The 11729-nt window shown below is 71.7% G+C and carries 9 protein-coding genes; 4 read left to right on the top strand and 5 right to left on the bottom strand.

Annotated elements, in window-relative coordinates; genetic code table 11:
• The first annotated feature begins 963 nt into the window (after positions 1-963).
• Positions 964-1176, top strand: a complete 213-nt coding sequence (locus ACFUK0_RS37415; RefSeq protein WP_380258026.1) for a Tn3 family transposase — start codon at positions 964-966, stop codon at positions 1174-1176.
• A gap of 225 nt (positions 1177-1401) precedes the next feature.
• Here ACFUK0_RS37415 and ACFUK0_RS37410 read toward each other — a convergent pair whose 3' ends face one another.
• From ACFUK0_RS37410 to ACFUK0_RS37400, 3 genes are all read right to left on the bottom strand, one after another.
• A complete protein-coding gene (locus ACFUK0_RS37410) occupies positions 1402-2877 on the bottom strand; it encodes a condensation domain-containing protein (RefSeq protein ID WP_380258024.1) in 1476 nt (491 codons plus the stop codon).
• Positions 2878-2916: 39 nt separating this feature from the next.
• On the bottom strand, positions 2917-3087 hold the full coding sequence (locus ACFUK0_RS37405) for a hypothetical protein (protein WP_380258021.1): 171 nt from the start codon (positions 3085-3087) through the stop codon (positions 2917-2919).
• A 509-nt stretch (positions 3088-3596) separates the two neighbouring features.
• The gene (locus ACFUK0_RS37400) at positions 3597-4265 is read right to left on the bottom strand and encodes a response regulator transcription factor (protein WP_380258018.1); all 669 of its coding nucleotides are present in this window, start codon (positions 4263-4265) and stop codon (positions 3597-3599) included.
• 103 nt (positions 4266-4368) lie between these two features.
• Between ACFUK0_RS37400 and ACFUK0_RS37395 the strand changes: the two genes are divergently transcribed.
• A complete protein-coding gene (locus ACFUK0_RS37395) occupies positions 4369-5712 on the top strand; it encodes a DUF2079 domain-containing protein (protein ID WP_380258015.1) in 1344 nt (447 codons plus the stop codon).
• Here the strand turns inward: ACFUK0_RS37395 and ACFUK0_RS37390 are convergent.
• Positions 5684-7210, bottom strand: a complete 1527-nt coding sequence (locus tag ACFUK0_RS37390; RefSeq protein WP_380258013.1) for a sensor histidine kinase — start codon at positions 7208-7210, stop codon at positions 5684-5686. The genes ACFUK0_RS37395 and ACFUK0_RS37390 overlap by 29 nt on opposite strands.
• Before the next feature lie 315 nt (positions 7211-7525).
• Positions 7526-8359 carry a PIG-L family deacetylase gene (locus ACFUK0_RS37385; protein ID WP_380258010.1) on the bottom strand — a complete coding sequence of 278 codons (834 nt, stop codon included), beginning with the start codon at positions 8357-8359 and terminating at the stop codon, positions 7526-7528.
• A gap of 288 nt (positions 8360-8647) precedes the next feature.
• Here ACFUK0_RS37385 and ACFUK0_RS37380 point away from each other — a divergent pair, with 288 nt between their 5' ends.
• A complete protein-coding gene (locus ACFUK0_RS37380) occupies positions 8648-9007 on the top strand; it encodes a DUF4190 domain-containing protein (protein WP_380258008.1) in 360 nt (119 codons plus the stop codon).
• Positions 9008-9143: 136 nt separating this feature from the next.
• Positions 9144-11729 (top strand): hypothetical protein (locus ACFUK0_RS37375; RefSeq protein WP_380258006.1); only part of this gene is annotated, 2586 nt, incomplete at its 3' end.

The following is an 11729-nucleotide window of genomic DNA, read 5'->3' as shown; positions in this document are numbered from 1 at the left end:
CCACCACCCACCACATCACCGCCACCCAAACCAACACCACCACCTTCACCGCCCACACCCACACCACCCCCCTCTAACCCACCACACACACCCACCCGAACCAGAACCCACTTCCTTCCCGTATCCGGCAACGTGGTTCACGACGCGCACTCCGCAGTCGATCCGCTGCCCGACAACACAGCAGAGAACCCTCGAAGCAGCCCCGAGAAGGGCCCCGACGGAAGCGACGCACGGGGACGTCCCGGCGGGACTGTCCCTCACCGAGGACGCCGTCAAGCACCTGACCCAGCTCACCCGCGGACTGGACGCGGCCTGGCTGCAGATCGGCGGCCCGCTCGCCGAAGCCGGCGACAACGCGAAGGTGGAGGTCGTCGTCCCCCCGGGCGGCGGACGGGCCCGCCTGTCGGAGGACAAGCTCGGTGCAGTCGGCGAACCGGAGTCCCCGACCTGTCTGAAGATCACCACAGAAGTGACGCTCCCGAGGATCGAACTACCGGGCCCACTCTTCGGGGTGCACTCCTGAACCAGTCCCCTCGGCACCTTCAAGTACGTCTCCGGCCGGCGCACCCATTTGGAGGAACTGCTCGTCCCTCAGAGCTGCAACATCGGCCTGACTCCGGTCATCGACCCGGAGGACAGGGTGTACGTGCCGACACCCTCGCCGCAGCGAACGCCTCGCTGATCACTGCTCAGTCCCACAGGATCGGCACGACGGTCGCCCGCGGCACCCCGCACGACAGCCTCTACACACTGGAAACCCTGCTGAACCCTGATGGCGGAGTGAGACGGAAACGGTGGCCCGACCTTCCCGACGGCAAGGAACCCGGCGCTGGGTACAGGCCGCTGGAGGCCGTGGCCTGCAACAAGGTCAACCTCAGGAGGATCGCACCGCACTGGCCGGACATGCTCCGAGTCGCCGGGTCAGTCATAACCAACCAGGCCCGAGCGTAGGACCTGCTGCGGATGTCCGGCCGGGCACGCCGCCCGCCTCCGCCCGGCACCGCAGTCGCCGAGTACGGGCGGATCGACAAGACCGTGCACCTGCTCGTCCGCGCAATCTGCCACGGCGTCCGCGGCAAGCTCCGCCAGGCACACCGCGCGGGCCAGGAGGACCAGTTGGCCGGTCCGGCATGGGCGCTCAACGCCGTGCCGCTGTGGAACACCCGCTATGTCTGAACGCTGCCGTCACCCAGCTCCGCGCGGCGGGCGACGACCTCAAGGACGAGGACGTCGCCCGCCTCCCTCCGCTCAACGACCGGCCCATCACCTTCCTGGACCGCTACCTGTTCAACATCAAGGCCGGCGGCCCCGGCCAGGCTCTGCGCCTCTTCCGTGACTCGGACGCGGCCGGGGACGAGGGTGACGAAGACTTGTACCGACCTCGGATCGCCTGTACGTCAACTACTCACGCCCGGCGGCAGCTTCTGCGGCCGCCCCCTCCACGGCCACCTCCTGCGCGACCTCCTCCGGGAGCGCCGCCTCGATCGCGGCCGCCTCCATGGCGTAGGCGAACGCCTCGGCCTGCGCGGGCGAGACGTAGTGCGTGTCGACGCGGATCTCGAAGCGCAGCCCGCCCTCCGGGGTGTCGTCGACGTGGACGAAGAACCGCTCCCTCTGGACCTCCTCCCGCGCGAACCAGCGGAAGACGGTGTCCCGGCGGGCCGCCCGCAGGTCCTGCGCCAGCTCCTGCGGGTCCACTTCCCGGTCGGTGTCCGCCGGCGGGGCGTAGGTACTGCGGTTGTTGAAGTACGTCCTGATGCTCGCGTCCTCGCCACGCTCGATCGAGACCTGGGCGACCAGCTCGTCCAGTGCCTCGGGGTCGAAGTAGGCGTGCCGGTATGCGGTCATGCTGCCCCGCCCGGCTCGCTCGACGGCCTCTGCGGCACTCACCCCCGCGACGTCGACGGCGCACACGCCCGCCTGCGCGACCATGCAGGCCACGTCGGCGAAGACCGGCCGAAAGCGGTTGTTGACCACCGGCCGCACCACCACAGGGCTGATCCCCGTGGCCCGGTACAGTCCGACCGCGAACAGGCCCAGCAGGATCCCGGATACCGGGGTTCCCGTCCGCGCCACGATCGCCGGCAGCGCCGCCGTCAGCGCCGGCGAGTGGAACTGCGCCCCCCAGTGCCGTGGCTCGCGCGGGTCGGTGGGGCCGGGCAGCTGCCGCCCCGGCATCGTCCGCAGTACGCCCTCGAAGTGCCGCAGCGTCCGCTCGCTCTGCCGCTGCCCCGCGGCGGACCGCTGCCAGCGCGCCTGCTCCAGCTGCTGCATGCCGCTGACCGGCGTGGTGTCCCTGGTCCGCATCTGGCCGAGCATGATCTCGCCGCCGAGGCCGTCGGTGACCAAGTGGTTCATGACGGTGACCTGCTGGACCGGATGCCCGTGCCGGCGTACGACCGCCATCCGCACCGGCCACTGCCCGGCGAAGTCGAACGGCTCGCTGCGGTAGCGCTCCTCGACCGCGGCGGCGACCTCCTGCGGGTCGGTGTCCGGAGCGGCGTCGTACACCTCCAGCGTGACGCGCCCGCTGGAGAAGAGCTGCTGAAGCGCCCGGCCTCCGGGGGCGAAGCGCAGCCGGGTGCGCATCGAGGGGAAGCGCTCGATCAGGTAGCGCAGTTCGGCGACGAGGTCGTCAAGCGTCGTGCCCGGAGCCACCGCGACCCGGCCGCCGATCGGCAGCTGGTCGCGCTGCCGGCCCATCGCCTGCCAGATCTCCCACATCCCCCAGGACATCTCCTCCAGGCCCTCGCCCGCGCCCGCGAAGTCCACCGCCACGACCTCGGCGGGGACGGGCGCGACGGTGGCCGCCGGCCCGGCGCCCTCCTTGCCGGCGCCCACCTCGGCGGCGTCCGCCGCCTCCTCCTCGGTCCGCATCTCACACCCTCGCCGTCTGCGCCCGCTGGCGCTGCCGCATCAGGAACTTCCGCACTTGCCGGTCGGCCCCGTGATCGGGTCCGCTTCCGAGATCACGGGCACGCTGCGTAGCGTCGCCGCCGCCGCGCCCGTCAGGACGCCCCGCAACGCGGCCGTACGGTCCAGGTCCGGGTACGCAGGGTTGTGCAGTGCGAGCAGCACGTCCGTCACGATCCGCCCTCCGACCTCCGCCGCCACCACAGTGCAGTCGTGCAGTCGTGCGCGTCGGAGCAGGCAGCGAGGACCCGCCCCTCGGACATGGCCGTGTACGGCCACCCCCCGCCGCCCAGGTCGACGGCGTCCACCGCCCGGTCGACAGGGCAGTATTACCCATCCTCGTCGCGGTGCACCAGATCGCCTGACGCCCGAGGAGACCACGGTCCGCGAGCGCATTGCACGAACCAATCTTTCAGCCCAAGGAGACCGAGCAACCGAGCAAGATCGATCTCACCGGGTATTCCTGTACGTCAAATCCGCACCCCCGGGAACCTTCCGCCCTCGCCCTACAAGGCGGCCGGAAGCAGTCGTCATCGCTGACGGAGCCGAGCACCAGGTCCCGCGACGAGCTTGCTGACGCAGTGTCTCCTCCCAACTGCGTGATCAAGAACCGTGACTCGTCCATGGTGCGTTTCACCGCGCCGGAGCCCCCCATCACGCGGCCTGCGGGTTGAACGGCAGGTTCACGGGGTCAGGCGGTAGCCGTGGCCGCGGACGGTCTCGATGGTGCAGTCGGCTTGTGCGGTGGTGAGTTTGCGGCGGAGGTTGGCGATGTAGACCTCGACGATGTTGAGGTCGCCACGGAAGGCGCTGTCCCAGACGGCGTCCAGGATCTCGGTCTTCGGGACGGCCTGGCCGGCGCGGCGGGCAAGGCACTCCAGGACTCCGAACTCCTTGCCGGTCAGGCGGAGCTGATCGGTGCCGACGGTGCAGCGCCGGGCGGCCGGGTCCACGGTCAGGTCTCCCACGGTGAGGTGGGCCGGGCGGCCGCCGGCGCCGCGGCGGATCAGGGCGCGCAGCCGGGCGGTGAGCACCACGTAGGAGAACGGCTTGCTGAGGAAGTCGTCGGCGCCGCAGTCCAGTGCTTCGGCGAGGTCGTACTCGCCGTTCTTGGCGGTGAGGATGAGGACGGGGACGGGGTTCTGGGCCCGGCGCAGTTGTTGGCAGACCCGGTAGCCGTTGAGGCGCGGGAGCATCAGGTCGAGGACGATGGCTGCGTAGGACGTGCTGAGCGCCTGTTCCAGGCCGCTGACGCCGTCGCCGGCCACGTCGACCGCGTAGCCCTCGGCGCGCAGTCCCTGGCTCAGTGAGCGGGCGAGTCGTGGCTCGTCCTCGACCAGCAGAAGTCTCATCGCCTCAGCGTACGGCGGCCCGCGCGGGGCTCGGGGGGTTGCCTGAACGGATCTTCAGGTTCGCTCAGGATTCCTTCAGCGTGATCTTCGTAGCTTCGCGGCCATGCTGCTGCGACGCCTGTCCCGGGCCCTACCGATCCTGCTGGCCGTGTTGCTGTTCGCCGCCTACGGTGCGGTCGCGGTGTTGCGTCACCTGCGGCTGGAGACGGCCGGATTCGATCTGGGGATCTTCGAGCAGGGCGTGCGGGGCTATGCCGGGTTCGAGGCGCCGGTGGCTCCGCTCAAGGGGGCAGGCTTCGATCTGCGGGGGGATCACTTCAGCCCGGTCCTGATCATGCTGGCGCCGCTGTACCGGGTGTTCCCGAGCGCGCTGACACTACTCCTCGCGCAGGCGGCGCTGTTCGCGGTCTCTGTCATGCCGGTGGCCAGGTTCGCCGTCGAGGTGGCGGACCGGCGGCTGGGCGCGCTCCTCGGGTTAGCGTACGGGCTGTCGTGGGGGTTGTGGGCGGCCGTCGAGTTCGACTTCCACGAGGTCGCGTTCGCCGTCCCGGTGACGGCTCTGGCCGTCACGGCTCTGGCCCGGGACCGCACGGCCGCAGCCGTGCGATGGGCGCTGCTGCTGCTTCTGGTGAAGGAGGACCAGGGCTTGCTGGTGGCCTCCGTCGGCGGGTATCTCGCCGTGCGCGGGCGGCGGCTCCCCGGTGCCGTACTCATCGGGGCGGCGACAGTGGCGACGGCGGTGGCGGTGCTGCTGGCCGTCCCGGCGTACAGCCCGTACGGCCTCTACACCTATGCCACAGAAGGCAGTTGGAACGGCGGTGCCCCGCTGGCCAGACTGCTGCTGCCCGGCGTCAAGGGGCTGACCGTACTCGCGCTGCTCGCTCCCACGCTCTTCGTGGCGCTGCGCTCGCCGCTGTGTCTGCTGGCGGTGCTGCCGCTGGTCGCCAGGTTCTGGTCCGTCAACCCGGCGTACTGGGGAACCACGGAGCACTACAACGCGACGCTGGTGCCGGTGTTCTTCGTCGCGATGCTGGACGGGGTGCGGCGCAGCCGACGCGGTGTCCGGGCGGCGGTCGTCCTGGCGCTTCCGGTGGCGGTGGCGATGTTCCCCATGCCGTCGCTGCAGCTGCCCGGCGCCCAGGACCGGGCGGTGCGGAGCACACTGTCCGCGGTACCGGACGGGGCTTCGGTGGCGGCTTCGAATCGGCTGGCGCCGCAGTTGACCGGCCGCTGTACGGTCTCGCTGTTTCCGTTCCTCAGCCCGCCGGACCGCCCAGGTCCGTGGTCGCGGCCGGTGGCCGGGTGGGTTGTGGCCTTCGACCGGCCGGACGACTTCCCGCTGCCCGCCGCGCAGCAGCGCGACGCGCTGGCGGAGTTGCCGGCCGCCGGCTACCGGGTGGTCGCGTCAGGAGGGGGCGTCACGGTGTACCGGTGGGGAGCCGGATGACCAGCTCGGCGCCGACGGCGGCGGCGGGCTCGCGGTCCCGGTCCCGGCACTGCGCCGTTCCGCCGAGACCTTGCACGATGGCGCGTACCAGCGCGAGCCCGAGCCCGGCGCCGCCGTCGGCGCGGTCGCGGGAGGGGTCGAGGCGGACGAAGCGTTCGAAGACCCGCTCGCGGTCGGCGGCCGGAATGCCCGGGCCGTCGTCGGCCACGGTCAGCTCCGCCCACCCGTCCGTGACCCGCAGGGAGACCGTCACCTCCGCCACGGCGTGGCGGACGGCGTTGTCCAGCAGGTTGCGCAGGACTCGTGCCATCAGCACCTCGCTGCCGGGGACGCTAGCGGGCTCCAGCATCCCGGCGGCCAGCCGGGGAAGCGGCGGGCCGTAGGAGCGCTCCGCGAGCTGCTCCGTCACCAGGTCGTGCAGCTCGACGGTTCCGTCGCCGGCCGCACTCTCGTCGACGCGGGCCAGCAGCAGCAGGTCCTCTGCGAGCAGGTGCAGCCGCTCGGTGTCGGCAAGCGCGTCGGCGGCGACATCGGGCCAGTGGGCCTGCTCGGGATGGGCGAGCGCCACCTCCAGCGAGTTTCGGATCACCGCGAGCGGGGTGCGCAGTTCGTGCGAGGCGTCCGCGACCAGTCGGCGCTGCTCGGACAACGCGCGCTCCAGCCGGCCCAGGGTCGCGTTGGTGGTGACGGCGAGCCGGGCTATCTCGTCCTCCGTGGCCGGTACCGGAACCCGCTCGTGGACGGCACCCGCGCCGATCAGCTCCATCCTGCGCCGGATCGCCTCCACCGGCCGCAGCGCCAGCGTGGTGACGACCCATGCGACGGCGGCGACGAACAGCGACGCACCCGGCACCAGATACCAGCCCAGGATCCGCGTCACCCGCGCCTGCGCCGCCCTGGCCTCCACCGGACTGACCATCACGTAGACGGTGATCCGCTGCGCCGGGAGGCCGGCGCGGCCGGTCAGCTCCTCCAGGGCCGCTGTGCTGTGGAGCTGGCCGGTGCGGCGCAGGAACGTGACCGTACGGTCCGTCGGGCTCGGTCCGACCAGCGAGTGGATGTCGTAGTACACGCCGGCCGGGAGGCGGATGTCGACCAGCTCGGCGAAGCCGAACTCCCGGTCGGCGGCCAGCGGCGGCAGGTGGCCGGCAGCGGCGGTATCGATCCGGTCATGGCGCGCCCACTGACCGTCCGCCAGGACGAGGGCGTACAAGGAGTGCTGGTAACCGCCCGCGGTGACCCGATAGGACCAGGCGTCCTCTCCGTCCTCAAGACCTCGGTAGTACCGCGGGTCCGTCTCGGCGGCGACGGATGGATCGAGCACGGAGTTGTCCAGCAGCGTCGCCTCATTCAGTGCCTTGGCCCGCGCGTTGGGCATCCATTGCGCGTACGCCGCGTGCCCGACCCACACCGTCGCCAGCCCGAAGGCGAGAGCGGCTGCCGCCGCGGCCCCCAGAGCAGCCCTCGCCCGTACCGAAACCCGCCGCAGTATGCGCATCGGCACAGCGTAGGAGCAGCACGTACGGACGGCGGCGGGCGGGCCACCGCGCAGGCGCCGAAGGGGCGCTGTGCAGGTCACCGCACGCCGGGAAGGCCGGCCCGCCCCCGAAGAGCCGGAACACGGACCAAGGTGGCGAAGGAGTGGTCGCCGCACGGGACGAGCCCGGGCCAGGATCTTCCTGGCCCGGGCCTCGGTGCTTTCCCGACGCCCTGACGCCCCGACGCCCTGACGCCCCGACGCCCCGTCAGCCCGGTTGGACGGCCGGGCGGACCATCGGGACGCGGAGCACGGCAGCGAACAGGGCCGTGCGGATCAGCGCAGTCCGGCGAAGAGGTCGTTCTCGGGCAGCGCCGCGCCGGTGGTGTCCCGGACCCGGACGAAGGTCTCCAGGCCCATCAGGTCGGTGAACCGCTCCCGGCCCATCTTCAGGAAGAAGATGTTCTCACCCTGGCTGGCGTGTGCGGCCAGGGCGTCGAACTTCTGGTCGCCGAACTCGGTGGTGTCCACCCAGGTGCTGACCGCCTCGTCGGGGAGACCGATGTCGGGCAGCTCGACGGGCGCCTCCGAATCCGGCTGCTCGCCGTCCCCGCCGAACTCGCGCATGACCTCGCCGAACCGCCGGACGGTCGAGTGCGGCATCGTCGTCCAGTACAACTTCGGTGTCAGGTCGGTCATCTCCAGTGCCGCCACGGTGATGCGGTTCGCCTGGATGTGGTCGGGGTGGCCGTAGAAGCCGTTCTCGTCATAGGTCACGACCACGTCGGGCCGGTACTGCCGCATGAGCTCGGCGAGCCGGGCGGCCGCCGTCGCCGCCGGTGTCTGCCAGAAGGAGTTGGGCGCGTCGTTCGCCGCCCAGCCCATCATCCCGGAGTCGGCGTAGTCCAACACCTCCAGGTGGCTGATGTTCAGCACCTCGCAGCTCGCGTCGAGCTCCCGGCGGCGCATCGCCGCGACGGCCGCCGGATCGTGCCCGGGCTCCCCCGGCTTCACGCCTCCCGGCCCGTCACCGCAACCGCCGTCGGTACAGGTGACGAGCACCGTGCGGATGCCCTCCGCGGCGTAGCGCGCCAGCACACCGCCCGTCCCGGTGGCCTCGTCGTCGGGGTGGGCGTGCACCGCCATCAGCGTCAGGGGTCGGTCAGCCATGAAACATCCTCCAGTTCGAAAAGCACTCGGTCCGAGTCTGCGGCATCCGGGCGGCCGCCCGCTCCCGATATCCCGGCGGCCGGGCTCCGGGTCGGCGGTGCCCCTCCGGCGGTCGACGGATGAGTACCAGCACCGGGCAGAGCCAGCTCCGTACCCCGTCGCGCCCGTACGGTCGGGCCACCGGAGTTCCCGTCGCTCCGGGCCGTCCGCGGGCTCACGGGCGACGCCGAGGCCGGCGAGCCGTTCTCGTAGAGTGGTCCGGCCGGAACCAGCCAGGGAGAACCAGACGTGACCGAAGTTGCCCAGGGTACCGGCGCGGCCGGCGCCGCCACTCGCAACACCCCTGCTCGGGTCAGCCTCTGGGCGGCCGTTCTGGGTGTCGGACTGATCGTGGGCATCTTCCTGACGCCGATGTTCTGGCTGCTGTACGGCGGGTTCTACACGTTCCTCGTGTTCGTGTTCGGTGTGGTCGCGATCCCCGCCGGGCACCTCGGTCGCCGCCGGGGCAAGCGCCTCGGCGGCCGCGACCGCGGCGTGGCGCTGTTCGGGCTCGTGACCGGCTGGATCCTGGTCCTCTCCGCTCTCCTGTTGGTCCTGGCCTACGCGGGACTGCTGGCGGGGCTGGCGTTCCTCACCGACTCCGCATGAACACCTCCGGAGGGGCCCGGGACACCGCGGCCCGCATGCGGTCGGCCGGCTCGGGGCGGGTCCTGGCAAGTCACCGTTGATCTCCGACTCGGGCCGCTAGTCTTCGAGCTCAGATCAGACAACCTGGGGGGTTGGTATGAAACGAGGACAAGAGAAGTCGGCTGTCGCGGCGCCGGGTTCACCCATCGAGTACGACGCCGACGTAGCGAGGTCGTACCAGGCACTGCTCAACGCGAAATCCACCGCGCCTGCGGCCCAGCCGGTCCGGACGGCCGCTCCCACGCCCGTTTCCGCGCCGAACCCGGCGGGCGAACCGTCGACGAAGCGGGCCAAGGGCCCGGACGGCTCCGCGGCAACGCCGCCGAGACTCACTCGGGAGCCGTCCAACCTGATTGCCCAGCCGCACCAGCTGCCCAAGATGGCCCGGGTCACCCTGCGGCCCAGCCTGGAGTTCACGCCGGAGCACCTCATCCAGCGCGTGGTGATCAGCCCCGGTCACCGCACGCCCTCGCCGTTCGGCTCCCGGATGGGCGATCACACCGTGGCCTGGCAGGCCGTCGTGGACGCGTTGCGTGCCTCGCTGTACGGCCTGAACCTCTCCGGAGCCATCGGCATCCTGGAAGAGCGCCAGCACACCGTCGCCGGATGGATGACCCAGCCGAAGTCGACCGGCAAGACGCGCCTGGCGCTGCTCCCCGATGCCGCGCACCGCAGCAAGCGCCTGGAGGACGCCGCCTACCGGGTGACGGAGTACCTCAAGGCGGCCGGCACCGCGCTCCGCGCGGGCAACCAGGCCGAGGCGGTGGAGGCGTTCGAGCGGGCCGTCGCCCACCACCTCACCTACGTCAACTACCTTCCCTTCAGCACCGTTCCCGTGCACTCGTCGGGCGGCTCGAAGGGCTCGGGCGAGGGAAGCTACCGCAAGGTCCTGCTGGACACCGAGGCACCGGGCTCGGCCATCGACCGCGGGGCCGAGGCGGACGACTTCGCCGCCGAGGAGCTTCCCGACGAAGCGGTGGACGACGAGGACGAGGAGGACGACGCCGAGTCCTCGGTGGCCTCGTCCTCCGCCTCCTCCGACTCTTCCTCCTCGTCCTCCTCCGGCTCCTCGGAGGAGGACGAGCCGCCCGCACCGGTGGACCGGCCGACGAGGCTGCGCGAGGCACTGTGGAAGCTGTTCTCGTTCGAGGCCGCGCTGCGCGCCGCCCGGACCAGGGCCGCGTTGCAGCCGTCGACCGACACCGACGTGGCCGGCGAGCACACGAGTCTGGAGAAGCTGGTACGGCAGCTCATCGACCAGCTCGACCTCACGCCGAAGGTGCGCAGGACGCTGGCGGCGAAGGGGCGGGTGTTCGCCCCGGGCCTGGCGTACGACCACGACACGGTGGTCAGGCTGGGCGAGTCCGCCAAGGCGCTGCGGGCCCGATTCGCGGACGACCCGGAGAAGGACCATCTGCGGCAGCTCGCCGGCACCGCCGGTGACCTGGCGGACGCGATCGCGAGGGCGGAGCCCAACGGGTTCGCCGCAGGCACGGCCGACACCTGGCGGAAGAAGCTGGGGACGTACCGGACCCCCGCCCAGGTGGCGGCCGACAAGATCATCGATGCCGCGCAGGACGCGCTGCCCAACGCGGCGCTGGTCCTGGCCTACCTGCTGCACGACCACCAGGTGACGATGGCGACCGCCTACCCGAAGTCGGTGACGGAGTCCGGGTTCCTGACCACCCCGGCGGCGCCGGCGAGCGGCGGCACCGCACCGGTGACGGGCCCCGCCACCGCGGCCATCGCCCGACTGCGCGCCGAGATCGTGGCGCGTGCCGCGCGGCTGCCGGCCGAGGACACGGTGCTGAAGGAGCTCCTGACCGCGACCAGGAAGGCTTACGAAGCCCTGTACGCCGCCGAACCTGTGCCGGCTCCCGACCTCCGCAACGGCTGGGCGGTCCACCGGGCCGCCGAGGCGCTGGTGGTCGCGTACACCCCGACGCCCGCGAACGGCGCCCCGTACCTGGAGGTCAACGGCCGCGCACCCGCCCCGCGCGGCGTGGCCGGGATGGGCTCGCACACCACCGCCTGGTTGGTCGAGGTCGCCGCCACCGATGTGATGGTGGCCGTCCCGACCGAGACCCTGGCCGGTTTCCGGGCCGCCGTGAAGAAGGACCTCGGCTCCGCCGTGATGCGTCTGGACTGCCTGCTCCCGGTGGACCAGCTGCGCGGCGGCCAGCTGCGTCTGCTGTTCAACACGGCCGTGAAGGTCCTGGAGTCCACCACGGTGAAGGAGGCCGCCGCCCAGTACCTGCGGTTCCGCAACCTGCTCCCCTTCGCCACCGTCGACGCGGGCGACCGCGGCGGCCACGGCGAGGACCTGACCCGCTCCAGCTACGACCTGTTCGACACCGGCTCGTTGCGGCACGCCGCAGAACTGCACGACGCCACTCTGGCCTCGGACTCCGAACGGGCGGCGGTCGCCCGGGACCTCGCCACCCTCGGGTCGGCGCTGGCCAACCGTCCCGCGGCCTCCTGGGGGCTCCACGACGAGGTGCTCCCGGCGGTCGTCGCCTGCTCGCGGCGCCTGGCCGACCAGTCCACCCGGCTGATGGCCGGGCGCCCGGCCAACGTCGTGGAGACCATCCTCGGCGTCCGCTGGGCCGAGCACGAGGAGACCTTCAAGCGGGCCCAGTTCTCCCGCATGGTCATCAACGCCCGCGCTGCGAAGGTCCGCGGC

Source organism: Kitasatospora sp. NPDC057223, from assembly GCF_042669755.1.
Taxonomy (GTDB): Bacteria; Actinomycetota; Actinomycetes; order Streptomycetales; family Streptomycetaceae; genus Kitasatospora.
The sequence above is the reverse complement of the archived record's forward strand: the minus strand, read 5'-3'. Positions and strand labels throughout refer to the sequence as shown.